The 25,481-nt window shown below is 60.3% G+C and carries 20 protein-coding genes; 10 read left to right on the top strand and 10 right to left on the bottom strand.

Annotated features, from left to right (window positions below):
- Positions 1-189 precede the first annotated feature (189 nt).
- Together BSG09_RS08970 and BSG09_RS08975 are read left to right on the top strand one after the other, a co-directional pair.
- The gene (locus BSG09_RS08970; RefSeq protein WP_092932283.1) at positions 190-1,578 is read left to right on the top strand and encodes a selenium-binding protein SBP56-related protein; all 1,389 of its coding nucleotides are present in this window, start codon (positions 190-192) and stop codon (positions 1,576-1,578) included.
- 135 nt (positions 1,579-1,713) lie between these two features.
- The gene (locus BSG09_RS08975; protein WP_092932285.1) at positions 1,714-2,478 is read left to right on the top strand and encodes a hypothetical protein; all 765 of its coding nucleotides are present in this window, start codon (positions 1,714-1,716) and stop codon (positions 2,476-2,478) included.
- A 20-nt stretch (positions 2,479-2,498) separates the two neighbouring features.
- On the opposite strand, the gene BSG09_RS08980 is transcribed toward BSG09_RS08975, so the two are convergent.
- Positions 2,499-3,584, bottom strand: a complete 1,086-nt coding sequence (locus tag BSG09_RS08980) for a hypothetical protein (RefSeq protein WP_092932287.1) — start codon at positions 3,582-3,584, stop codon at positions 2,499-2,501.
- Between the two features lie 239 nt (positions 3,585-3,823).
- Between BSG09_RS08980 and BSG09_RS08985 the strand changes: the two genes are divergently transcribed.
- Complete coding sequence (locus BSG09_RS08985; RefSeq protein WP_092932288.1) at positions 3,824-4,732, top strand: AEC family transporter; 909 nt, start codon at positions 3,824-3,826, stop codon at positions 4,730-4,732.
- 48 nt (positions 4,733-4,780) lie between these two features.
- On the opposite strand, the gene BSG09_RS08990 is transcribed toward BSG09_RS08985, so the two are convergent.
- From BSG09_RS08990 to BSG09_RS09000, 3 genes are all read right to left on the bottom strand, one after another.
- Positions 4,781-5,548, bottom strand: a complete 768-nt coding sequence (locus BSG09_RS08990; RefSeq protein WP_092932290.1) for a hypothetical protein — start codon at positions 5,546-5,548, stop codon at positions 4,781-4,783.
- 87 nt (positions 5,549-5,635) lie between these two features.
- Positions 5,636-6,418 carry a YihY/virulence factor BrkB family protein gene (locus tag BSG09_RS08995; protein WP_092932292.1) on the bottom strand — a complete coding sequence of 261 codons (783 nt, stop codon included), beginning with the start codon at positions 6,416-6,418 and terminating at the stop codon, positions 5,636-5,638.
- A gap of 147 nt (positions 6,419-6,565) precedes the next feature.
- Positions 6,566-7,309, bottom strand: coding sequence for a CAP domain-containing protein (locus BSG09_RS09000; RefSeq protein ID WP_092932294.1), 744 nt, complete (start codon positions 7,307-7,309; stop codon positions 6,566-6,568).
- A 161-nt stretch (positions 7,310-7,470) separates the two neighbouring features.
- Here BSG09_RS09000 and BSG09_RS09005 point away from each other — a divergent pair, with 161 nt between their 5' ends.
- On the top strand, positions 7,471-8,190 hold the full coding sequence (locus BSG09_RS09005) for an SCO family protein (protein ID WP_092932296.1): 720 nt from the start codon (positions 7,471-7,473) through the stop codon (positions 8,188-8,190).
- A 49-nt stretch (positions 8,191-8,239) separates the two neighbouring features.
- Here BSG09_RS09005 and BSG09_RS09010 read toward each other — a convergent pair whose 3' ends face one another.
- Complete coding sequence (locus BSG09_RS09010; RefSeq protein WP_092932298.1) at positions 8,240-8,560, bottom strand: lycopene cyclase domain-containing protein; 321 nt, start codon at positions 8,558-8,560, stop codon at positions 8,240-8,242.
- 104 nt (positions 8,561-8,664) lie between these two features.
- On the opposite strand from BSG09_RS09010, the gene BSG09_RS09015 reads away from it, so the two are divergent.
- Positions 8,665-9,822 (top strand): CBS domain-containing protein, encoded by a 1,158-nt coding sequence (locus BSG09_RS09015; protein ID WP_092932300.1) that lies wholly within the window; start codon positions 8,665-8,667, stop codon positions 9,820-9,822.
- Between the two features lie 115 nt (positions 9,823-9,937).
- Here BSG09_RS09015 and radB read toward each other — a convergent pair whose 3' ends face one another.
- Both radB and BSG09_RS09025 read right to left on the bottom strand, forming a co-directional pair.
- The gene (gene radB / locus BSG09_RS09020; RefSeq protein WP_092932302.1) at positions 9,938-10,669 is read right to left on the bottom strand and encodes a DNA repair and recombination protein RadB; all 732 of its coding nucleotides are present in this window, start codon (positions 10,667-10,669) and stop codon (positions 9,938-9,940) included.
- A 183-nt stretch (positions 10,670-10,852) separates the two neighbouring features.
- Positions 10,853-12,037 (bottom strand): CAP domain-containing protein, encoded by a 1,185-nt coding sequence (locus tag BSG09_RS09025; protein ID WP_175542180.1) that lies wholly within the window; start codon positions 12,035-12,037, stop codon positions 10,853-10,855.
- A gap of 669 nt (positions 12,038-12,706) precedes the next feature.
- Between BSG09_RS09025 and BSG09_RS09030 the strand changes: the two genes are divergently transcribed.
- Complete coding sequence (locus BSG09_RS09030) at positions 12,707-13,474, top strand: hypothetical protein (RefSeq protein ID WP_092932306.1); 768 nt, start codon at positions 12,707-12,709, stop codon at positions 13,472-13,474.
- Between the two features lie 37 nt (positions 13,475-13,511).
- On the opposite strand, the gene BSG09_RS09035 is transcribed toward BSG09_RS09030, so the two are convergent.
- Positions 13,512-15,359 (bottom strand): PGF-CTERM sorting domain-containing protein, encoded by a 1,848-nt coding sequence (locus BSG09_RS09035; protein ID WP_092932308.1) that lies wholly within the window; start codon positions 15,357-15,359, stop codon positions 13,512-13,514.
- Positions 15,360-15,987: 628 nt separating this feature from the next.
- On the opposite strand from BSG09_RS09035, the gene BSG09_RS09040 reads away from it, so the two are divergent.
- Positions 15,988-16,437: a toxin transporter gene (locus tag BSG09_RS09040; RefSeq protein ID WP_092932310.1), complete on the top strand. Its 450-nt coding sequence runs from the start codon at positions 15,988-15,990 to the stop codon at positions 16,435-16,437.
- Between the two features lie 935 nt (positions 16,438-17,372).
- Complete coding sequence (locus tag BSG09_RS09045; RefSeq protein WP_092932312.1) at positions 17,373-17,822, top strand: toxin transporter; 450 nt, start codon at positions 17,373-17,375, stop codon at positions 17,820-17,822.
- Positions 17,823-18,059: 237 nt separating this feature from the next.
- On the opposite strand, the gene BSG09_RS09050 is transcribed toward BSG09_RS09045, so the two are convergent.
- Entirely contained in the window at positions 18,060-19,115 is a 1,056-nt protein-coding gene (locus BSG09_RS09050) for a PGF-CTERM sorting domain-containing protein (protein WP_092932427.1), read from the bottom strand.
- 1,414 nt (positions 19,116-20,529) lie between these two features.
- Between BSG09_RS09050 and BSG09_RS09055 the strand changes: the two genes are divergently transcribed.
- Positions 20,530-21,420 carry a hypothetical protein gene (locus tag BSG09_RS09055; RefSeq protein WP_139246199.1) on the top strand — a complete coding sequence of 297 codons (891 nt, stop codon included), beginning with the start codon at positions 20,530-20,532 and terminating at the stop codon, positions 21,418-21,420.
- A gap of 185 nt (positions 21,421-21,605) precedes the next feature.
- Here the strand turns inward: BSG09_RS09055 and larC are convergent, their stop codons facing one another.
- Entirely contained in the window at positions 21,606-23,003 is a 1,398-nt protein-coding gene (gene larC / locus BSG09_RS09060) for a nickel pincer cofactor biosynthesis protein LarC (protein WP_092932316.1), read from the bottom strand.
- A gap of 209 nt (positions 23,004-23,212) precedes the next feature.
- Here larC and BSG09_RS09065 point away from each other — a divergent pair, with 209 nt between their 5' ends.
- Positions 23,213-25,444 (top strand): CDC48 family AAA ATPase, encoded by a 2,232-nt coding sequence (locus tag BSG09_RS09065; RefSeq protein WP_092932318.1) that lies wholly within the window; start codon positions 23,213-23,215, stop codon positions 25,442-25,444.
- The last annotated feature ends 37 nt before the right edge of the window (positions 25,445-25,481 follow it).

Here is a 25,481-nt window from a genome sequence, read left to right on the forward strand (position 1 = left end):
CGAGCGAGCGTGGCGCTGACACTCCTGTGGACAAGCCGATCGTCTGAACCATCCCGAATCCGCTACAGACGTCTCGAGTCGACTGTGCCTTTCCCCAGCAGAAGACCGGTCCGCCGAAACACCTGACCGAAAAATTGTCACTGTTTTCCACGATATTCGTTTATGCTACTACTCGATGCAATATAAGACATGAGTTCGCACTCAAAACACGGCAGTGAAAGTCGCGTCCACGAACACCACCCTGGGGCGGTGGGCTACGAGACACCACAGGCCGCTATCGAGGAGGCGACTCGAGAGTCGATCGCCTACGTGCCGGCGCTCTACGTCGGGACGGGAATCGACGCGCCCGACATGCTGACGGTCGTCGATGTCGACCCCGACTCGTCGACCTATTGTGACGTCATCGATCGGATCGAAATGCCGACCGTCGGTGACGAGCTACACCACTTTGGCTGGAACGCCTGCTCGTCGTCCTGCCACGTCGAGGATGCAGAGCGACGATACCTTGTCGTTCCCGGCAACCGCTCGTCACGCATTCATATCATCGACACCAAAGACCGAAAGAACCCCGAACTCGTCAACGTGATCGAACCCGAGGAGGTCTTCGAGTACGATCTCTCGGCCCCGCATACGGTCCACTGCATCCCGGATGGGGAGATCATGATCAGCATGCTCGGCAACGCCGACGGTGAGCTCCCGGGCGGCTTTCTCCTCCTGAACGACGACTTCGAGATCGAAGGGCGCTGGGACACGCCGGGCGACATCGAGATGAACTACGATTACTGGTACCAACCACGCCGGAACGTGATGGTCTCGAGCGAGTGGGCTGCGCCGAAAAACTACTATCCGGGGTTCGACCTCGAGGATGTCGAAGCCGGGAAATACGGCCAGAAGCTGCACTTCTGGAACTGGGAGGACCGAACGGTCGAGCAGACGATCGACCTCGGCGAAGAAGGGCTGATCCCGCTCGAGGTGCGCTTCCTGCACACCCCCGAGTCGGACCACGCCTACGTCGGGGCTGCGCTCTCCTCGAACATGTTCCACCTGTACCGCGAGGACGGCGAGTGGCACGCGGACAACGTCATCGACGTGGAGGCGCGCGAACACGAGGACTGGGACATGCCCGTCCCCGGCCTCATCACGGACCTCCTGGTCTCGATGGACGACCGCTACCTGTTCTTCGCGAACTGGCTCCACGGCGAGGTCCGCATGTACGACATCTCCGATCCGTCGACCCCGAGACTGGCCGATACGTTCTCCGTGGGCGGGCTCTTCGGTGACCGCCAGGAGGTGCAGGGCCGGCCGATCAACGCCGGCCCGCAGATGCTCCAGCTCTCGCTTGACGGCGAGCGTCTGTACTTTACGACATCGCTGTACTCGACGTGGGACGACCAGTTCTTCCCCGAGGAAGGCAAGCAGGGCTCGGTGATGCTGAAAGCCGATGTCGACCCCCGCAGGGGGACGATGACCCTCGACGAGGACTTCCTCGTCGACTTCGGGACGCTACCGGAAGGACCAGCTCGCGCCCACGAGATCCGCTGGCCCGACGGCGACTGCACGAGCGACGTCTGGCTGTAGGTGCACCGAGCGAAGACACCCCCTCGAGCCGCCGATCGCTCGCGGGGGTGGGCGGCGGCTCGTCGACGGACTGCGGGCTGATCGAAACGGTGACAATACGATGATGATCTACTCAACGAAAACGGGTGGGCGACGATGCGGGTGAGCCGAGCGACCGCGAGCGCGCTCGTCGCGCTCGCAATCTGGCCTGCAGTCGTCAGCGCCCACGGGACTGGCTCGGAGACAGCAGCGGCCGGTGCCCACGAGCCGGCGATTCCGTTCGTCGTCGCGATCGGGTTCTCAGCGCTGCTTGGCGTCGCAGTTGGACTCGGTACCGTCTCACACTACCGATCCAAATCTGCCTCTGCCGTTGCGAACATCCACGGCACAACGACGCGACGCGAGGTGACGGTACTGGTGATCGTGCTGGGACTCGCAGCGTTGGTATCGGGTCTCACACAGCAGTGGCTGCTGGCGATCGGCGGTGGACTGCTCGGCGGGGCGGTCGCCTGGGTCGGACGCGAACACGGCGTGTCACCGCACGCCGGCTGTGCGGACGCGGCACTCGGCGCGGTGCTGACCCATCGTGTCGTCGAAGGGATCCTCGTCGCGGGCATCTACGCGACGAGTGCTTCGTTCGGACTCGTCGCACTGACCGTCCTGACGGTCCACGCACTCGCCGAGACGGTTGCCGTCGGTGGGCTATACGCGCCAGTCAGCCGCAGCTGGGGCATCGCGAGCGTCCTCGCGGTCCAATTAGGCTTCCTCGCTGGTGCCGTCGGCGGAACCATCCTCGTCGCCACCATCACGCCGCCGGTCACCAGCCTCCTCCTCGCTGGTGTCGGAGGTGCCCTCCTCGTCACGGGCACGACCGAGTTCCGCGTGGCGGCGATGGCACGACAGCATCGTCTCGAGGCGTGACGTCGAACACGGCGCGAGCGTCAGTTGATCGATTCCCACGTCGCGGTGGCGGTCACGCGACCGTCCTCAACCGTGACCGAACTCTCGGAAGCCGACGACCCAAGCGAGTCCTCGAGCGCGCTCGCCTCCCCGTCGCCGAGGATCGCCGCGAACTCGCCGGTCGCCTGCGACCCGGTGTCGTCGAACGTGAGTGAACTGACGCCGCTGTCGACGGTCTCGAGTTCGGTATACTCCATGTTGAATTCGTCCTGGGTTCCGCTTCCGAGATCGGAGACGTTGTCACCGCTCTCGCCGTCGTCGCTTTCAGCGGCGGGCTCGAACGACTCGCCGTAGCCGCCAACCACGAGGTGACCATGGCCTGCAGTCGAGACGAGCCACTCGAGGTCGTCGTTCGCCTCGGTCGCCCGCTCCGTCTCGCCCGCAGCGGCTTCGATCGGGGTCCGAATCGCGTCGACCGGCTCCGTAACGCCGTCACCACTCGTAAAGACGAGCGCGCCATCGCTGACGGCGATCGCCTTGCTGCCCTCCCCGTCGACCGGCGTGTAGACGCCGTAGTCGCCGATTTCGTCGGTCTGCTCGTACTGTTTGGAAAGCGTGAATCCCTCCGGTTCGGCTGTCAGAATCCCATCGACCTCCGCAGTGTCGATGTCTCCAGTCAGGACGATGGCCTCGTTCGTCGAGAGCATCGCATCGCTTTTCGAGTTCATGCCCCCGGTTTCGTCAGTCTCAGTTCCTGACTGACTGTACTGGCCGTAGTTGATCATCCCCGAGAGCCCGTACGCACTGAGGCCGAAACCGACGACGAAGGCCGCTGCCACCATACCGGTCAACGGAAGTCCAAGCATCGGGTCCGACTGTGATCCGGTGGTTGAGTTGCTGGTACTTTGATTTCCGTACTCGAGGGTCGAAAGGTGGTTCCAATCGATGTAGACGTAACTGAGCGAGCCGTTGCTGTCGGTCGTGAGCCAGCGGTGATACTCGGGCAAGTCGACGCCATTGCCATTGCCGTTTCCGTTCCCCGCTTCATTCGATCCAAGACAGCCGGCGACACCAGTCGCCATCGACGCGCCTGCAACGCCGAGTACGTTTCGACGGGTGAGATTCATGATAGTGTGCAATATGTATATCACATCATGAACGTTTCTGAATCGACGCCGTGTTGCAGGGTAGCTATCAGGATCCTGCCGATCGATTGAATGGAGCTGTCACGGTCGATATTGATCAGCACGCTGGCTGAACTCGCCCGGCAAAGAGCTGACTCAGACGAAACTGAGGGGTGTGAAAGCTCGACACATAGCCGTAGACGACCGAACGGTACAAACCCCCGAATCAACTGAACCCTGACATGGAAGTCGTCGGACGGCTGCTGGCGCTGCTCGCGGTGTTGCTGTTCGGTGCCGGATTGCGGACGACTGGCATTCTCGATCGCCGTCGGACCGAACTGCTGAACGCCTTCGCGTACTACGTCGCGCTGCCGGCGCTGATCTTCGTCTCTACCTACGACAGAGCTATTGGTGACCTTCTCTCGCCGGCACTGGTCGGTGGCCTTCTTTTGGTGCTGTTTACGACCGTGGGCCTCGCCGCGCTCGTCCACCGCAACCGTGACTCGAGCGCGCGTCGCAGCGTCGCCATCGTCCAGTCGTATCACTCGAATCTGGGCTATCTCGGCTTGCCGCTGGTCGCAGCGACGTTCGATGCGTCGGTGACGGCGATCGCAAGCGTCGTGTTGGGTGTTGTGACGCTGACGCAGATGCCGCTGACGATTCTCGTCTTGTCGACGCTGAACGGAGCCGACGTGTCGCTCGCAAAGGAACTCCGCGGGCTCGCGACCAATCCAGTCCTTGCAACGCTGGTCGGCGGACTCGCCGTCGGCTCGCTCGGACTCTCGATTCCGTCGGCCGCCGCAACCGGGCTCGACGCCGTCGGCTCGCTGGCGTTGCCGATCGCGTTGCTCTGTGTGGGCGCGTCCCTACAGGTCGATCCCGCCGCCGTCGATCTCGAGGCGACTGCCACCGTCGTCGCGCTCAAAATCGGGTTGATGCCAGTGCTCGCGTGGGCCGTCTTCTCGACGCTCGCCGTCGATTCGGCGACGTTCACCGCTAGCGTGGTGATGTTCGGGACGCCAACGGCCGTCTCGACGTTCGTCTTCGCGAACGAACTCGGCGGCGACCGGGAGTTCGCATCGCTGAACGTCTTTGTCACGACGTTGCTCTCGATCGCGACGCTGTTCGTGCTCATCACACTGGTCGGCTAAGCGAACAGGCAGCCTCGAGCGGGATCGCCGTGAACGACGAACAGCGCGTTATGGCGAGAAGAAGTTCTTGATTCGTCCGAGCAGTCCGGGGGCGTCGTCTTCGTCGCTGTCGCCGTCGTCGCTCGCATCGGCCACACCATCGCGGTCGACCGAGCCGGCCAACGGGCCAGCATCGTCGGGTACATCGGGATCGCTCCCCGTGTCACCGACACCAGACGTCTCGAGGTCAGCAAGCGAGAGGTCGACCTCGTCGATCTCGGGAGTCGACTCGCGGCCATCGCCGGCCTCGGCCGCTCGAACGTCCGCGCCCGTGACGGTCCCGTCCTCGACGCGGGCGGCCAGTTCCTCGATCGAGGCGTCGTCGGGCAGGCTCGAGGCGGCGGCATCGACTGTCGCCGCGTCGTCTGCGGTCGCGTCCGCGTCCGGCTCGGACGGTGCGTCGGTGCTGTCGGTGTCATCGGTATCGGCAGTGTCGTCGACTGCGTCTGCGCCCGGCTCGCTGTCAGCAGCTGTGTGGTCGGCTGGCGCAGTCTCGGTGGCCGGTCCTGTGTCTGGCTGACTCGCGTCGTCAGTCGTCTCGCCGGTTGCCGGAACGTCGTCCTCGTCGAACGTGGTCGTCACGGCATCAGACTCGTCCGCCGTGGCGGTCGTGTCGCTCGCGTCCACTGACTCGGATTTCGTCTCATCGAGCGACGCGAGAATGTCGTCGACGCTCTCCTCGGAGACAACACGCTGTGGGCCACCACCTGGCTCGAGGCTGTCGCCCGACTCGGCATTGTCGGCACCGTCCGAATCGGCTGCATGCTCGTCGCTCATGATGGCAGTCTGGCGCTGCCGAAGACATAACTGTTCCCCTGTTCCGACAGTCCGGAATTCGAGACGGACCGCGCCTCGAGCGAGGTCCTACGCCGCGATCGAGGGGTGTGACTGGACGACGTTGAAGACGGCACCGACGAGGATGATGATGCCGGCGAAGTAGAGCCAGGTGACAAACAGGATGACCACGCCGACAGCGCCATAGGCCTCGTACTGGGCGGCGTTTGCCGCATAAATCTGGAAGCCAAACTGCAGAATCGTCCAGCCGACGGCGGCGAAGACCGCACCGGGAAGGATCTCGCGCAGGGTAACCGGAATCGGCGGCAAGACGTAGTAGATCGGCAGGAAGACGAAGATCAGTCCGACCAGCAACGAGAGCCAGCCAAGGGCGCTGACAAACGGGATGGTATCGGCAACGATCGCAAGCAGTGTCCCGATCCCGATCATTAGCACGAGCGCGCCCGCGCCGGCGACGATGACGGTGAGTCCGTCTTTGATCTGGTCGGCCATCGAGTCCTCGGCAACCTCGTCGTAGACCTTGTCGAACGCCAGACCCAGCCCGCGGAAGACTTTGAGTGCACCCCACGCGGCGACGACGAGCGCGATGACGGTCGCTTCAGCGCGCCCGGCTTCGGTCGTCAGTGCATCGGTCACGAGTTGTTCGCCTGCTGCCGGGAGAAAGTCGCCGGCGGCAGTGATCAACTGCTCGGCCGCCTGCTCACCACCGATCAGCGAGCCAACGACGAGCGCGAGCAAGACCAGCGGAATAAGCGAGACGAACGCGTAATACGCGAAGCCGGCAGCGAGGAAGGTCAGATCGCGGTCGCTCGCCGTCCGGTAGATCGCGGTAAGCGTCTCGGGAACCTCCATAGGGAACGTACGACGGTGGTACCCAAGAACCTGTAAGTCGTTCGCACTCTCTGTGCCTCGGTCAGTGCCGGTTTTTTCGCCGCGACTGTCAGAAATCGTGAAACTCAGTCCTGAGTCCCGCTCGAGACGGGGACACCCACCGACCGCTCACCACTCCTGGCAGAAGTTCTGCCCCGCGTAAACCGCCCCGTCATCAGCGATGTAAACGCCGACGCCGGCCCGATCCCAGCGAGGTGTTCTGCCTTCCTCGAGGATCGCCCGCCGGTGTGGCGTAGAGTTCATCCACTGGTTGACCAGTCCGGTCGCGAGACCTTCCGCGGTTCGGTGGCGAACGATACCGTCGTCGTCGGCTTGGCTGACGCGTCGGCCGAGCCACGTTTTGGCGATGTTCTCACCGTATCCCTGACAGTAGTTGGCGACATCCTGAAATCGGTCGGCAGGTGCTTCGCCGTCCGGATTCCGGTGGGCGAAGTAGTCACGTCGGGCCATATCGGCGCTGTGTGCGCGTGCGACGGACGCGACTGTCCCGTCCCACTCGAGCGGCGGGAGGTCGTGGGCGGCCCGTCGGTCGTTGATTTTGGCGTGGACGAAGTCCTCGACGGTCGCAGAGCGAACCATCTCGACGTCGGTCTCGTAACTCGAGGCCCCCGGATTACCGGAGTCGGCCACTGCAGGGTTTCGCTCGCCGGCCGGCGGCGGCTCGGGGCTGGGAGATGGCTGCTCGCCGATGTCGATGCCGTCGATAAACTGCGGTGCAAACAGGGCGGTTCCGAGCGCGAGCGAACAGACGAGGAGGATGGCGACGAGGAGATTCACCAGTCCCCGCACGAGTGCACGGTCGGTGCTCCCGTCGGCGTTCGTGTCTCCCGTCGCGGGCCGCCGCCGATCCATCGATTCGACAGTTGGCCCGTGGCTACAAGAGAACCGCGACCGCTCACAGCGGCTGAGACATCCGCCGCGTTTGATACAACGGTCGTCCGCTCACTCGAGTGCGCAGTTTCGAGGGATATACCAGATGAAGCTTTAGGCTGAGACTGCAATCGTCGATATCGATGCGCAAACGGACACTGCTTGCGTCAGTTGGCTCCGGTGTCGCACTGAGCCTGAGCGGCTGTATGGGCATGTTGGGCAGCGGTAGTGACGGCGGGTCGAATACGTATCTCGACGCGAAAGAGTGGGAGGGCGTCGATGATCCGTCCAATCTCCCGTTCCCGACCCATGGCCAGGCGCTCCCGTCGGCGACCCTGCCGGCACCGCTGCGAGACGACACCGAGGTCTCGATCCCCGATGATTTCGAGACGGATCTGCTGGTGACGTTCATCTACACGAACTGCATGACGATGTGTCCCCGTCTGACCGCTCTCATGGCGCAGACGCAGGACTACGCACGCGAGGAAGGATACAGTGATCAAGTGTCGTTCGTCGAGACGTCGTTCGATCCCGCCAGAGACGACGCCGACGCCTTCCGAGAGTGGGCCGACAAACACCGGGTCGAGATGGACGACGGGAACTGGTACTTCCTGCGGCCACAGAGCAAGGAGCGTGCGAAAGAGGTCGTCCAGGAGAACTACGGCATTCATTTCACCAAAACGGAACCGGAGAACATGGATGCCTATATGTTCTCACACGCGGGTGTGATCCTCCTTGTGAACCAGGACGGATACGTCGAACGCGCGTACAAGCTTCAGGCCCAACGGAACCCCGACTCGCCGCGCGTGTCCAGACAACAAATCACTGACGATCTGGCGACGCTGCGCGAACGGGAAGGCTGATCGGCTCATCCGACAGCCCACGTCCGCATCGTCGACGAGCGACACACGCTTAGGCGGAGCTGCTGGACTCTGTCCCGTCACCAAAGATCGTCTCGTGAATCCCGACGACGAGTCCGGGGACGACCGCCATGAACAGGTGTTCTTCGAGTGGAATGCCAGCGACGTCGATGCCGGTCCGAAGTTTGATGTCGAAGACGCCGACAGCGAGCGTGTATCGGTCCCAGACGTAAGCGATTGGATACAGCGCAAGGATCGTGACCGCTGCCTTTCGGAGCGCGTTCGCACGACGTAACAGGAGGGCGGCGACGGTTCCCCACACGAGTTCGGTGACGAGGTAGGTGTAGCGGCCGAAGACGCTGATGTCGAGCATCGGCTGCAATTCAACGGCAGCTATAAAAACCCCTGGGCTGGAGCCACCCGGCCAAAACGGGCAGTATCTTAAATACGTGGGGGACAGTATCTCATGAGAGAAGGATGAATATCGCTGATATCGCCACCACGGAGTTTATCGAAGTCGACGCTGGCACGCGCATGGGGAAAGTCCGTTCGCAGTTCGAGAACGACAACCCCAAGGGAATTATCGTTACCAACGACGGGGAATACGAGGGCGTCATCAGCGAGCGGGAGGTCCTCCAGTCCCACGTCGAGGACGACGCGAAAGTATCCGCACTCACCAAACCCAGCCGAAGCACGCCGTCACCCAAGGTCGACCGCCAAGAGGACGTCCGCGAGACCGCACGCGTCCTCGTCGAAAGCAACGCGAAAGTCGCGCCAGTCTTCGAACACGGCGACCTCTGGGGCGTCATCAGCAACGATGACATCCTCGAGGCGGTCCTGGACAACCTCGATGCCCTCACTGTCGAGGACATCTACACCGACGACCCAGTTACGCTCCGTGAGGACGACGGGATCGGCAAGGCGATCAACCTGCTCCGCGAGCACGGCATCTCGCGGCTGCCGATTCTCAACGAGAACGGCTACCTCTCGGGCGTCGTGACGACCCACGACATTGCCGATTTTGTCATCCGCAAAAGCGACACGACGACAACCGGCGACCGGGTCGGCGACAGCCAGCGGATGCTCGACGTCCCCGTCTACGACATCATGAACAGCCCCGTCCAGACGACGACGCTCGAGGCGACCGCCAAGGAGGCCGCCGAAGCGATGCTCGAGGACGATTACGCGGGCCTGATGGTCACGCCGGCGGACGACGACCGCGTCGTCATCGGCATCATCACCAAGACGGACATCCTGCGCGCGCTGACGTTCACCGAAGAAGAGCACATGGACGTCCAGATCACCAACATCTCGATGCTCGACACCATCACTCGAGAGTCGATCGTCGAGAGCATCGAGGAGGTCTCGGACAAATACGCTGACATGCAGGTGATGCATGCCCACGTCCGCTTCCACGAACACAACGAGAAGCTCCGTGGCACCCCGCTCGTGCAGTGTCAGATCCGCCTGCGCACCAACAAAGGGCAAGTCGCCGGCACCGGCGAAGGCTACGGCGCTGAAAACTCCTTCCGGGTCGCACTGGACAAACTCGAGCGCAACGTCTTAGAACTCAAAGGCGTCACCAGCGACGAGGAGTACCGCGGCCAGCTCTTGCGGAAGCTCAACGAGATCTAGGCTGCTCGCGCTCGGACGAAACCGATCAGCGTTTTTATGATATTTGGTGGCGGAACGAGAGCGGATTCGACGGGTTCACCGCACCGCTGTGAGCAAGCAATTTCGAGTCTGCTTCTCAGGGGCGGCCCATCTCGTCGGCTCCCTCGAGCCCGGTTGCCGTAATCCGGAACTGAACCGATTCCCCGGCGGGTTTCGAGCGGTGTTTTTCGAGCGTTGCGCGCCGATTGCCGCCACGGAAGCGCTCGAGGCGGACGACGGCCCCGGTCCAGTGTTCCAAGGTATTGCCGCCCAGTCCCCGGGTGCGATCCGAGTCCGGATCGGAAAAGACCTGATTCGTCAGGACGACTGCGAGATCGTGTTTCCGCGCCAGCGAGAGCAGGTGGGTCACCTGTCGGGTGACATTTCGCAATGCCTCGCCATCGTCGCCGTCGCCGGTTCGCTCGAGTCGGTAGAAGCCAGTCGCGCTGTCTAACACGATCAGGTCGGCGCGCTCAGCGAACTCCTCGGCGTCGCGGACGGCTTCGGCTTGCTCCTCGAAGTCCAGTACGTCCTCGATGACGATCCGTGAGGCGACCGCTTCGAGAGCGTCGTCAGCGCCGTTTCGAGCCGGGCCGTCATCGACAGTCGCCTCGAGCAACTGCTGGAAGCGGTCGACGGAGATGCCTTCGGTGTCGATGTAGACGACGGTGCCATCGTCGACGGCCGTTTCGACAGCCGCCGACAGCGCGAGATTCGTCTTCCCGGCGGCCGGTGGCCCGTACAACTGCGTGACAGTCCCGCGTTCGAAGCCACCACCGAGCAACTCGTCAACCGGATCACAGCCGGTCGAAATCGCCTCGTCGGTCACGGGCCGAGTTGGCTGGCTGTGAGGAAAAAGGCCCCGGAACAGGCCGACGGTCGGCGTCGGCTGTTGCGTGTGCTCAGCATTCGGGAGACTGCGACTGCGCTCGAGTATCGGCCTGCGAACCGATCGCAGGCTGGTCGCAACGACGAGATATGCGTCAAAAATGCTGCGGCGTGTGTACGGCAGTTAGCAGAAGTTCTGCGTCGCGTACACTTTGCCGTCGTCGGTCATGTAGATGCCAATGCCTTCGTTCTCCCACTGCGATGCGAGAATGTTCTCTCTGTGGCCCGGCGAGTTCATCCACTGGGTGACGATCGCGTTCGCGAGTTCGGTTTCGGTGGTGTACGTGTCGGTACCGCCGTCGGTCCGAACGGCCGTGTCGTACCACGTCTGTGCGATGTTCTCGCCACCGGTGTAGTACGTGTTGCCGCTGCCGTCGACACGACACGTGTATCCCGCGTCGGAGTAGCGGTCGGCGAAGGTGTCTCCGTCAGGGCTCGTGTGGGAGAAGTAGTCCCGCTCGGCCATGTCACGGCTGTGCTCTCGTGCGATATCACGGAGTTCCGTATCGAACGCCAGTTCGTTCAGGCCACGCGCGGTTCGTTCGTCGTTGACGGCCTCGTGGATCCCACGCTCGACGGCGGCGCGATCGAAGCCGTCAGTCTCCTCGTCAGCCGAGGAGTCGGTCTGGTCGCCGTCTTGGCTATCCGTCGTGGTGTCAGTGTCCGTTTCTTCGTCAGTCGAGGAGTCAGTCTGGTCGCCGTCTTGGCCGTCGGTTGTGGTGTCAGTTTCTTCGTCAGTCGAAGAGTCAGTCTGGTCGCCGTCTTGGCTATCCGTCGTGGTGTCAGTGTCCGTTTCTTCGTCAGTCGAGGAGTCAGTCGTGTCGTCGGTCGACTCTTCGTCCGTCTCGTCAGCATCGGAGTTGGAGTCAGTGTCTGCCGAGTCGTCGGTTTCGTCGGTCTCGGTCTCGTCACTGTCGGACGAATCGTCGGTCGTGTCACTCGGCTCCTCGGTCTTGTCGGTTTCGTCGGTCTCGGTCTCGTCAGTATCGTCGTCCGAGTCGGGAGCATCCGGTCCCGTTTCCGACGGCTCATCGCTATCGACAGCACTCGAGTCGTGGTCAATACAGTCGGCGAGGTTGTCTGGTACTGTGTATCCGTACGTGGTGAAAATACTGGCTAAGCGTGTTTCAAGCGGGGAACAGGAGTTGGCCTGTTCCTGCTGGAATTGCGAAGTTACTGTCTCGCTGTTCGTTGTCGTGGCATGGTTCGTGTTCGTAACGACGTTGTCAGTCGTGGCAGTCGCCGTGGCGGCTGGCGCAGCCGCTGCAACGCCAGGCCCGACCATACTCACCATGAGAACCGCAACCATCGTGAGGGATATCCCTAGTCTCGATATTCGACTCATCAACACGTATATACAGAAAATCATCGACCATGAACTGTCACCTGTATCCGTTCAGTCTTTATCTATGAACTCAAAGTTCGGTATACAACGACCGCTACTGCGGTCTCTTCCGGTTTCGAACGGCGATAGTCAACGAGTGGAGTGGTGCTCCATGCCATCCTCGAGGTCGGTGATATGAATTTGAGCGCATACCTCCGTCTTCAGGCGGAGGTCAAGCGGTAGGCTCAGCATGCTATTCGCAATCGGTGGTCAGGCCGGATTTCCACCATAACCATTTTCATGTGGTTCACAGTAGCATGGAGTGCTACGAATACCGTGAGATGCCGACCCCGAACCACAAGGGGAAGCGGATCAGCGGTGGTTCGCACGGCGATGACATGGTATTCGATGGGGCCTGTTTGACCGGGCCACAGCCCTATACAGGGGAGGAAACGAGAGTTCCTCCGGTATGCTGCCGGTTCCCCTTGAGTGCGGGTTGGAACCTTGAACGCCACACTCGGCGGAAATCCGATGGTCGGATTCCACGCCCTGAAGGGCGTGGAGGAGGTCAATTCGTAGTGAGATTCCGTTGACGCTGTAGGCAGGACGCGTCATCCGTGTACGTTTATTCATCGTGGGACCGAACGTCACAGTGTGATCGTCGTCGCCACGTCAGATTTCGAAGTGTACCACGGCGTCGTCACCGAGCTCCGCGAGCGCGGGACGACGTTCACGACCGTCGAGCCCGACGAGGAACTCCCAGAGCACACCGATGTCGTCGTCACCGGACCCGATCATGCCGACGACTTCGGTGCTATCCCGACGATCGTCGCCGATCCGGACGCGCCCCGGCGTGCGGTCGATCAGGCGCTGGCCGCAGTTCGTGGCGACGGCGGCCGGACGATCATCGGCGTCGATCCAGGACGCAACCCTGGTATCGCCGTCCTCACCGGCGAAACGGTCGTTGCGGCGTTTCAGGTTCCGCTCGGCGACGCCGTTGACCAGATTCGCCGCGAGGCCGACGAAGCACCATCTCCGATCGTCCGCATCGGCAACGGCTCCCGTCTCGAGAGCGCGAAACTAGTCAACGAACTCGACACCGTTCGGGTCGAACTCGTCGACGAGACGGGGACGACGCCCTATCTGGGAACGGGCGCGCGAGGCATGGGTGACGTCCTCGCGGCCGTCAATATCGCACGCCGCGAGGGGGAGGTCATCGACGCGCGCGATATCGAGCCGACGGACGGCGAGTTACAGATGATAAAAGACCGCTCGCGCGAGCAAAGCGAGGAAAACCGGGCGATCGACGAACTGCTGGCCCGGCGGGTCGCCGCCGGCGAGTTGACGATCGACGAAGCGCTCGCGGAGCACCGCGACGATTCGGATCGTACGTCGTCGGACACCAATGACGTGAAAGAGTGAGCGACGAGCGTTCGAGCACTCGACTCAGTGATGATGGTTAGTTTTCTTCGCGTGCCGCGAGCAGGCCAGCAGCGAGCAACGCGACAAGGGCGACGGCGACGCCGAACCCAGGGATCGAATCATCCGTCTCGTCGGACGGAGCTGCGCGTGGCTCATCCGAGGACACGTCGTCGGCCGTCTCATCACCAGCGTCAGTGTCGGGCCGCGTTGTCTCGTCGTCAGTCACGGTGTCGTTCATCTCGTGACCAGTCGGATCGGACTTCTTGGCTGCTTTCTTCTTGGTCGATCCGGTGGCGGGATCGCTTTCGGACCCGTTTTCGGCAGTTTCACTGCCGGTCCCGTCGCCGCGCTCTGTAGTGTCACCACTCGTATCGACGGTCGCCTCAACGTCAGCGAAGCGTACGTTTCTGTTCCGCTGAATCGTTATCTGCGATGCGTTCGCACTCGCGTTGCGTTCGGCGACGGCGACCGCGGCCTGTTGTCGGTTCCTGTTTTCTTGGGTGACGAACTGGATCTGTTCAAACTGGGCACTCGAGGACTGTTCGTCGACGGTCTGCTGGTCGTTCTCGCCGTTCTCGCCGTCGTGTCCGATCGTGATCGGTGCCGTTCCGCGAATGGCGTCCCCGCCGATCGTGAGCGTCGTTTCGTTGCTAATCACGGTTCCGGCGTTGGCGGTAACGTTTTCATAGATGGACGCTGCAGTCGCCACACCGATCTGCTCGTTGTAATTGCGCTGTTCGGCCAGTTGGATCGCGGTTGCATTGCTGCCATCGAGCGCAACCGCGACTGCTGCACTCTGTAAGTTGATGTTTACCTGTTCTGTATGTTGGTACTGCGTCATGCTGACGTCGGCTGTCTTGTCACCGTTGGTCGCCTCACCACCCGTCGTCAGCACGCTACTGTTGGCTTCGTCCGCCGTAGCGACGTTCATCCCTGCCATCGACTCGAGGTGGGAGAGCGTTTCGACGGACGCGTACTGTTCGTTGAGATTCGTTTGATCGGTGATCTGGACGGCCGTCGCAACGGAGTTGCTGCCGACCGCAATCGCGACTGCCATCCCCTGTTGGTTCTGGTTGATCTGTGAGAGGGTCTGTGACTGATCGATGCTTGCCTGTGCAGATTGCTCGGCAGCGCCAGCAGTAGTGCCAGTCTCGCGGAGGGTCGTCGATCCTTGCTGTCGATTCTTGTTGGTTTGTGTAGAGCGTTGATATGCCAGTGCAGTGCTCTCGTTCTCAGCGAGCGCGATAGCGATGCTCTGGTCGTTGAAATTGACCTGGCTGACGTTTTGCTGTTGGGTGGTCGATGTCTCAGTCGCCAGTCCGCTGTCCCGACCACTGCTGTCGGTCTCGTCACGAACGCTCCATCCGTCGAACCCCCGGTCGTCACTGTTACCGAAGACGATGTGTACGTCGCCGACGTTCTCGAAGCTGAGGTCCTGAGACGGAGCCACAGTGCTCTCAGCGGTCGCTTCACCGACCTGGCTGTTGGTGTTCTGCTGTGTCTCCTCCTGAATGGCGGTCGCCTCCCCGCCGCCGATCGCAATAGAGATTGCCCCGCCTTGCTGATTGAAGTTCACCTTCTCGACGTCTTGGTACTGCACGACGTCGGCGATTTCCTCCCGGCCGGCCTCGACGCTTGGGTCGGTCGAGGTCGCCACCTGGGACTCGAGAAACTCATCAAGCGACCGATTCCCCAAGTCCGCACCGAAGACGAAGTAGAGTTCGTCGTCGTTCTCGAGTGTCTTTACGGCCTCGGCCGTCGAACTCGGTTCGGCTGACGTCTCGGTTGTCTCTGCGGCAACAGCGGTCCCGGCTCCAGCTCCGGCCGTCGAGAGGACGACCAGCGCAGCGACGAACAGTGCTGTCGGACTCGAGAGTCTCGTCATAAGCTCTTGTTGTCCTGTCCAGACACCTGTGCTGAGAGTCTGTTCGTATTGACTGTCATCGGTATAAACTGCTAACAGCCGGACACAGTCTTTGTTATCTAGCAGTTATAAGAACGCAGCAGCCAACTACCAGCGGGACAAGAGTTTCACTGAATAAAACACACAAAGTCATCAAACAGCGTTCGGAGAAATGGCTGACTAGATCCCTGAAACCACAAGACACGGGTGAGACAGAACAAGCGGAAGCGGGTGCCGATCACCACACTGTATACATCAATAACATTTCATATTGTGCATATTCATTATAAAGATGTGAATCGAAAATAACGGATTGATTTGATCGTGAAAGCTGACTATCTTTCGGAGTTACGTCTCTGTATTTATTTGCTGATGATTTGATATCGAACTCGTACAGAGGATAGTCAGAGATGCAAGAATGCTGTTTTCTGGGCCTTAGATTGGCCAACTCGCCGTTTTAGGCGAAACTGTTCCTGGGGTTCATATTCATCTCCAAGGTGATTCTCACCTGGGCAACGTGCCATAGCGGTGAACAATCGAGTCCACTGATGAGGGGTTGGCGACGAGTCGAGTCAGATGATCCGACACGTATGCCCGACACGCAAAAACTATGAAACGCGCACTCACGCTCGCACTGACGGTAGCATTGATCGGCAGCCTCACGTTCATGGGGTTCGCTGGAACAGCGGCCGCAGGCAACTTCCAGAACGACGCTGGTGTCGATACTGACAATAGCGTCGACCAAGATACGGATGCGGCGACTGATCAGGCCCAAGACACTGATCAGTCGTCCGAGCAAGACGGCGAGAACGAACAGGACCAGGAGGCTGAACAGGAGAACGAGCTTGACCAGGGTGACAACATCGCACTGTCTGGCGGCGGTGATGCGTATGCATTCAACAATGCTGACCAGACGAACAAGCTCTATCAGAAACAGAAGGCCAAGAACGACCAGTACAACACCCCAGACTCTAAGCAGAAGCAGAAAGGGAAGACTGGTGCAGGTAGCATCGCTGTCCCGATCACCAACCTGACCGACTTCGTCAACGCCGCGCTGTAACGCTGCGGTAAAACCATATCCGATTTTCGTTCCGCGTTTTTTCTGCACCTGTTCTTGAATTCAGAGCTGAGTCTCTCACGAGAACAGCTACTCACACTGACACACATCAAGCAGCTGATTGGTGTGCCAGTGGCAAAGATAACCCAGAGATCGTCGCCGTTCTCGAGGTTGTGCTGTTTCATCCGTGATATTCGGTTCGGCTAGCGACCCAGCAACCTCTGCAGCAACAGCGATTCCGACTCTGCTTTGGCGATAGACCGGATTGCTGTCTCGAGTTTCCGTCCACCCTAGCACGGTCGCAAGGTTTTGTCATTGAATCGATATTCTGATAATATGTAGTATTATAGTGATTTTAGACTACTAATTCGAGTGCTTGCATTTACTATAATATGTTGAAAAAGACCATATGTCGCTAACATTGCGGGAGATACTGTATTATCGAGAAACGCACTACTGAGAGAAGAATTGCAACCAGGCGTCGAACCATATTACGGGGAAACATTCGGCTGTACGATTGAAACTGCAAGACACGGACAGAATGAAACAACTGTAAATAAGCACCGATCAGTCTATCGTATCCATTAGTGTCTCTTCAGATTTGCAGTATTCGGTGCTCGATTGTCCAGCAGAAATGAGTTAGAATTTTCATCTATTAGGACGGACTTTGTTCTGAACGTGTGTAAAAATATTCGTTTTTGTATTTATAGATGCTGAATCCAAGTAGACGATATTCAGAGATCCGAGAAAATCGTTTTGATGCCTTTTAATGGACTAATTCGGCGTTTTAGTCGAAACCGTTCCCGGGGTTCATATTCATCTCCGCGGTGGCTACCAGTTGGGCAACGTGCTATAGCGGAGCGAGATTGGTAGCGGCGAGAAGAGACTAGTGACGGGTCGAATCTGATTGACACGTGCGCCCGTACACGGCTATAACTATGAAACGCGCACTCACACTCGCACTGACGGTAGCAGTGATCGGCGGCCTCACATTCGTGGGGGTCGCTGGAACAGCGGCCGCAGGCGACTTCCAGAACAACGCTGGCGTCGATACCGACGCTAGCGTCGACCAAGATACGGAGGCGACGACTGACCAGAACCAAGACATCGATCAGTCGAACGACCAAGACGCCGAGAACAACCAAGACCAAGAGGCTGAGCAGTCGAACGAGGCTGACCAGGGTGACAACATCGCACTGTCTGGCGACGGTAACGCGGATGCATCCAACGACGCCGACCAGGATAACGACCTCGACCAGGATCAAGACGCCACGAACAATCAGAACAACCAGCCAGATGCTGACCAGGATCAGGATGCTGATACTGATGCCAACAGTGTCGCCGTCCCAATCGTCAATCTAGAGGACTTCGTCAACGCTGCACTGTAACACCGCGGTAAAATCCATCTCCGGTTTTCGGTCCACGTTTTTTTATCGCAGTTGATCCCGGGCCCAAAACCAAGCGGATCACGGGAACCGTTATCGATGCCGAGGAATAGCAACGCGATCTCCTTTAGCGGTGCCTCAGCTGCTGTCGTTCAGTAAGTACCAGACCGGCCACTGAAAAATAGCAGTGCCGGGAAAATGAAACCGGAGTGGCCGAAGTGATTCGGTAGTTACTGCAGTTTAGTTCTGCTGACGGAATGCCAGCATGGCTGCTCCGAGGAGCGCAACCAGGGCGACGCCGACGCCGAACCCGGGCATACTGTCACCGCTGTTCGACTGCGACGCGTCCTCATCCTGATCGTTGTTGGCGTCTTGGTCGTTCGACTGATCGACGTTTTGGTCCTGATTAGTTTCCGCAGACGTATCCTGGTCGGTGCTCGCGTCGTTCGAGACTCCCGAGTCGGTGCTGTCATGGCCGTTGGTGCTGTCGCCGCCAGCAGACTTGTCCTTCTCACCTTTCTCGGTGTAGTCGTTGTCACCTTTCTTCTTGTCGTGCTTGGTGTCGTCTCCCTTCTCGTCGTGTTTGTTCTTCATGTCGGGGTCCACGGTGGCCGAGTCGGACACGGGGACGAAGTTTCCGGCGTCTTCATCGTAGGCCTGGAGCGGTTCATCGTCGACGAAGATCGTCGCCGTGACCTCGGTCTGTGCTGTGATCTTCGACGTGTCGATCGTGATATCTTCGTTCGTCCCGGTTAGCTCGGTTGCACGACCGAGCTCGTTGCCGTCCGCATCAGTCAGGACGACGTCGAACTCGGTGTCATTATCGTCGCCATCCAGCAGGCTCGCTGTGTCGACAGTGACCTGCTCGAGCGTGCCCTTCGCGGATTTCTGATCGGACAGCTCGATGGTGGCGTCGTAGATCATCGCGTCATCGTCGTCTATTTCGTCGCCGCCCTCTTCGGAGTAGAGCGTCGCAGTGTACTCTCCCGGTCCGTCAGGGGTCGCGAAGATAGCAGCATCCGTGGCATTCACAGGAATTACTGTTTTATCCACGACCTCTCCGGACTCGTCTGTGACCTCGAGGTACTGTCCTTTCTGGGCGTAGATGGGCCCAACGACCATGGTGTCCGAGTCGTTATAGACACCGATGGCCTGATCGTTGAACGTGACACTGTCTTCGGTTGCTGCCGCTGCCCCGCCTGCAAACGCTACGGACATCGCAATCACGGACAGGACCATGAGTCCCGCCAGCATCACTGCGCGTCCTTTTTCGAGAGTAGTCGGTTTCGTTGTCATTTTTGTAGTGGTTTGTTTTCGAGTAGTCAGATGTCGAGTCGACTGTCAGCGTCGTGAGCTCGCGAGTCCAGCTCTGCCGGAAGCAGTCGCTGGCTCGTGAAGACGGCGGCCGTATCCGTACCTGCCCTCGCGAACGTCGCGAGGGCAGTACTTTCAGTTCGGTGCAACCATCTGATTTCGTGTACCATCTGTTTCACTCACCCTTTCGGGGTGAAACAGCGTATTGGGAGTGGTAACTTTACTATACACAGCAATGAGTTCGGAATAGATAGGTTACCAAATCGAAGTAACTGCTTAACGTGACTCTCAAATGCAGTTATCTCTCGCCCCATTCTCGGCTTTTGCAAGGAGCAACCCAGGTATCGCGGCCACATCGACTCGTCGAAACACAGCGTCGCAGGATGAAAGGTGCCAGTCGCGATCGATCTCAACTCCGATAGTCGTGTGTGGTTAGCTACCGTCTCAACTCACTGACCGATATGCGAGTGTCTTGAGATTGCACAACACGAGCACGAGCTTCGACACGACGACCTATGTCGTCGTACTTTGCACTCACGTCGGACACTTGCCTATCGCCATTGTTCGCGACGTGTGCGGTCACATCGTGTGCTCAGCACAGCCTTCCGAACATCCAGGCGGTCTGCACCCCGTTCCTGTTCGAACGGCTCTCCCTCGAGGAGCGATCGCGGTCACACAGTAGAGAGACCAAGTCCCTTGAGTACAGTTGGATCAGAACCACTGCGCTGAGAGACAGTCTAGTGGAATGTGCATCAACTCGAGAGTCGAGACGGTGCTGTGCCTCGAGTTGTCCCGTCGAAAGCCACCGACCGTCATGCATCCGGTCTGCTGTCCCGCTGTCCCGGGGCGATCGAAGGACGGTCGCGGCCGGCCGGCACTGACTGACAGGCGTCCGTCTCAACCCCAATCACGCGACAGCCCTGCGATTGGTGTCGCCAGCAGTTTGGCTGTGCTCATAGTGAGACTGACGACTGCTGTCTCACTTGTATCGGTACGCCACGTCACTGCCTGTCCATCGACTCGCTACCAGTTTTGTGAATTATGCTATCCGTGATATGACTGCTGAAGATACTATGTACCCTATAATTTGGACTTCGATTTATATCAGCCTCCTAACGCTGTCATATGATTTTATATTTTAAATACAGCAAATAAATACATTCTTTGTTTTAATATCATGTACACCATTACGCAATTTAGATAGTAGCTATCAGTTTGAACGGTGTTCCGCCTTCATGTGGGCCGATACGGTCGATTTCGACTGGGTGACGCATCGTGGGAAGGGGCAAGGAGTCACGGGTTGCAAGCGACACGACGATCCGTGACGATCCACGTCCTGATCGGACACTTGTTCGAGTACGTGTGCGATCACCCAGACAATCAATATCAACACACTATGAAACGGACATTCACTGTACTGCTGGCGGTCGCTCTCGTCGGTAGCATGCTGTTCGCAGGTGTCGCCGGAACGGCGACTGCCGAGGAACACGATAGCGAGGCAGCTGCTATCGACACCATCACGTTTTATAACGACGATGGTGGCGAGCTAGAGCAGCTCGCACAGGCGACGTGGAACGACGATCACGACGAGTTCACGGTCGAAAAGATGGACGAGAACGACGAGATCTCGCTGAACGTCAAAGACTACAACGACGACGGCCCGGTCGAAGTGGAGTGGACCTACGAAGGATACGCCGGCGCTGACGCTCCCGATATCGTCCGCGTCACTGCCGACGGTGAGACGCGTGACCACGAGGTCGATACGACCAGATATCCGTTCACCGGCACGGTCGACTCCTACGATATGTCGGCAGACGATAACGACGACAGCAACGGTGACGGTGACACTGTCGGCGATGATGATGGCGACAGCGCCGATGACGGAACCGAGGAAGCCGACAGCGAGGCGGCCGCTATCGATACGATCACGTTTTACAACGACGATGGCGGCGAACTCGAGCAGTTAGCGCAGGCAACGTGGACCGGCGACCAGTTCGCGGTCGAAAAGGTAGACAAGAATGACGAGATCTCGCTGAACGTCAAAGACTACAACGAGAACGGCCCGGTCGAAGTGGAGTGGACCTACGAAGGATACGCCGGCGCTGACGCCCCCGATACCGTCCGCATCACTGCCGACGGTGAGACGCATGACTACGAGGTCGATACGACCAGCTATCCGTTCACCGGCACTGTCTCCTCCGAGGACATCTCTGAGGACAACGGCGACAACAACGACGGTGACGACGACTTCGATTTCGGAGATCTGATTCCGATCCTCTCTAGCTGAGACGATCGATTACGATACTGTCTTTTTATTTGCTGATTGGAACTGGTTGACGGACTGGCATCGAACGCCGATCGGCCGTCACGTTGTGAAGGGTGTCGTTTTGAGCACGCTCGAGGGCGACAGACAGTGACCTCGCCCTGATCGCGAACACACCTCACCTCGAGACACGATCGCCGTCGCGACGATCACTCGCCCGTGCGATCGACACTGGCAGCCGCTTCAGCCCGTTTCAACACGGTTCGAATCGGGAGCGTCGTTTCCTGTGCGACCGCCGCCGCATCGTCGTACTCTGCACTCACGTCGTAGACGTTGCCCTCGGAGTCACTCGCGATTTTCACGGCGACCTCGTATTCGTCGCCATCGACTTCGAGTGTCACCGCCTCGAATTCCCGGTTGGCGATCCACCGGTGGGTTGCCCCTGCATCACGAATCCCCAGCGTGCCCGTCTCTTCGGCCAGCGCTCGAGCGACGCGTTTCCGATTGTCGGGCTTACAGATCACTTTCACGAGGTGGCCGGGCCGGGACTTCTTCATCGTCGCAGGCAGTACTGTGACATCGCGCGCGCCCGCGTCCTCGAGCGTCTCTTGCAGCCCGCCCAGCACTTCGGGCGTCGCGTCGTCGAGGTTGGTCTCGAGGACAGCGATGTCGTCTTCGACTAATTCACCCGTGCCGCTGCCATCGCCGACCAGCACCCGAAGCACGTTCGGATGGGGATCGAGATCGTAGCCACCAGCGCCGTAGCCCGACTCCTCGAGCGAGAGCGTGGGCAGTGTCTCGATACCCTCGGCGATGTGGCCCAGAATCGCCGCCCCGGTGGGCGTGAGCAACTCCGCGTCCACCGGCCCACCGCGAAGTGACCAGTCGGCCCGCTGGGCGATCTCGACGACCGCTGGCGCGGGGATGGGATACTCGCCGTGGCTCATCGACACGGTTCCATCGCCGGTCGCAAGCGGCGTCGTCACGACGCGCTCTGGCTCGAGGTCATGCAGCAGCGCCGCAGCGCCGACCACGTCCGCGATCGCATCGTCGGCTCCGACCTCGTGGAAGTGAATCGACTCGAGGTCCTCGCCGTGGACGCCAGCTTCAGCCTCACCGAGGAGTTCGAAGATCGCGAGCGCGTCGCGTTCGACCGCCGACTCGAGGTCCATGTCGGCGACGATCTCGCGGACCTCGAGATAGCTGCGGTGGGGGCCGTGTCCTTCGGCGTGGACGCCGTCGTGATCGTGATCGTGGCTGTGCTCGTGGCCATGGCCGTGACCGTGGTGTTCATGATGATCGTCGTGCCCGTGGCTGTGATCATGGCCATGGTCATGACTGTGCTCGTGATCGTGACTCGAGTCATCATGCTCATGGTCGTGGTCCGACTCCTCGTGGTCGTGGCCGTCCGAGTCGTCGTCCGTCAGGAACACGTCGACCGATGTCGCGGCGATGCCGCTTTTGTCGACGGTGTCGATCTTATATTCGACCTCGAGGGCGTCGGTTACGGGCGCTAAGGCGTCGGGGTCGGCACCGGCATCGAGGAGAGCGGCGAGGATCATATCGCCGCTTGCTCCCATCCGGCCATCGAAAGCGAGAACGCGCATGTCTATGACCGGGATGGCAAGCGAGAAAAAGCCATCTCTCCGGCCCTTCGGCACGCTGTCGGTAGGGCCAAAACCCACCGAGGCCGGTACATCTTTGTAGCATCCCGCCCCAAGTATCTATGGTATAGACTAGCACATAGATGTGGGGTAACACAAAACCTATCCGATCACGTGTCGGAGATATTGACATCGCCGTCCATCCCTAAACCATGAACGAAGTCCAACTTGAGGTCGCGAAGGCGTACCCGAACGATTCGGGTCGTGGTATCGCCCGACTCGACCCGGACACGCTGTTGCATTTGAAGCTCAGTCCGGGCGACATTATCGAAATCGAAGGTGCAGACACCACTGCCGCGAAGGTCTGGCGTGCAGACCGGCAAGACTGGAACACCGATACCGTCCGTATCGATGGTTTCACCCGCCAGAACGCAGACGTCGGCATCGGCGAGCGCGTGACGATCCGCAAAGCCGAGGCGACGAAAGCCGACACGCTGACGCTTGCGCCGCCGGAGGAGGCGTCGGTCCAGTTCGGCTCCGACGCCGCCGGCATGGTGAAACGCCAGATCTTGAAGCGGCCGGTCGTCGGCCGCGACATCGTCCCCGTCATGAGTTCGACGAACCACCCGTTCATGCGCTCACCGGGGCAAGCGATCCCGCTGATCGCCGTCGAAACGGAGCCCGAGGGTGTCGTCCTCATCACCGAGGACACCGACGTCGAACTCCGCGAGGAGCCGATCTCGGGCTTCGAGAAGACTGGCGGTGGCATCACCTACGAGGACATCGGCGGCCTCCAAAACGAGATCCAGCGGGTTCGGGAGATGGTCGAACTCCCGATGAAGCACCCGCAGATCTTCAAGAAGCTCGGCATCGAGCCGCCACAGGGCGTCCTCCTGCATGGCCCGCCGGGCACCGGGAAGACGCTGCTCGCGAAAGCCGTCGCCAACGAGACCTCCGCCAGTTTCTTCTCTATCGCCGGGCCGGAGATCATCTCGAAGTACTACGGCGAATCCGAACAGCAACTCCGTGAGATCTTCGAAGACGCCACCGAGGAGTCGCCCTCGATTATCTTCATTGACGAACTCGACTCGATCGCGCCTAAACGGGAAGACGTCACCGGCGAGGTCGAACGCCGCGTCGTCGCCCAGTTGCTGACGATGATGGACGGCCTCGAGTCACGCGGGCAGGTCATCGTCATCGCGGCGACCAACCGCGTTGACAGTGTTGACCCCGCACTGCGCCGTCCCGGCCGGTTCGACCGCGAGATCGAGATCGGTGTGCCCGACGAGACGGGCCGCGAAGAGATCCTCCAGATCCACACCCGCGGGATGCCGCTGTCGGACGACGTCAGCCTCGGCCATCTGGCCGACGAGACCCACGGCTTCGTCGGGGCCGACATCGAGAGCCTGACCAAGGAAGCAGCGATGAAAGCGCTGCGCCGGTACCTCCCCGAGATCGATCTCGACGAGGAGGACATCCCGCCGAGTCTCATCGATCGGATGATCGTCAAACGCGAGGACTTCCGCGGCGCGCTCGCGGAGGTCGAACCCTCGGCGATGCGGGAGGTGCTCGTCGAGCTCCCGAAAGTCACCTGGGACGACGTCGGTGGTCTTTCGGATCCCAAAGAACAGGTCAAAGAGTCCGTCGAGTGGCCGCTCTCGAGTCCCGAACGGTTCGATCGGCTTGGGATCGACCCGCCGGCCGGCGTCTTGCTCTACGGCCCGCCGGGGACCGGCAAGACGCTGATGGCCAAAGCCGTCGCCAACGAGACCAACGCGAACTTCATCTCGGTGCGTGGCCCGCAACTGCTCAGCAAGTGGGTCGGCGAATCGGAGAAGGCGATCCGGCAGACCTTCCGCAAGGCGCGGCAGGTCTCGCCGACGGTGATCTTCTTCGACGAGCTGGACGCGCTCGCGCCGGGACGAGGCGGCGAGGTCGGCTCGAACGTCTCGGAACGCGTCGTCAACCAGCTGCTGACCGAACTCGACGGGTTAGAGGAGATGGGCAACGTCATGGTCATCGGCGCGACCAACCGGCCGGACATGATCGACCCCGCGCTGTTGCGCTCGGGTCGGTTCGACCGCCTCGTCATGATCGGCGAACCCGATGTCGACGGCCGCGAACGCATCCTCGAGATCCACACCGAGGACACGCCGCTGGCCGCCGACGTCACGCTGCGGGAGATCGCCGAGATCACCGACGGCTACGTCGGCAGCGACCTCGAGTCGATCGCCCGCGAAGCCGCCATCGAGGCCCTGCGTGAGGACGAGGCGGCCGACATCGTCGAGATGCGTCACTTCCGGCAGGCCATGGAGAACGTCCGGCCGACGATCACCGACGAGATCCTCGAGTACTACGAGCAGATCGAAGAAGAGTTCCGCGGCGGCACGGCCGGCGGCCCCGACCCAACTGGTCGTCGCGGCAGCCGGATCGGCTTCCAGTAGCCCCGTTTTTGCAGCTCGTTTTCCGCGTTTCTGCTTC

The organism is Natrinema hispanicum (genome assembly GCF_900111485.1).
GTDB classification, from domain to species: domain Archaea; phylum Halobacteriota; class Halobacteria; order Halobacteriales; family Natrialbaceae; genus Natrinema; species Natrinema hispanicum_A.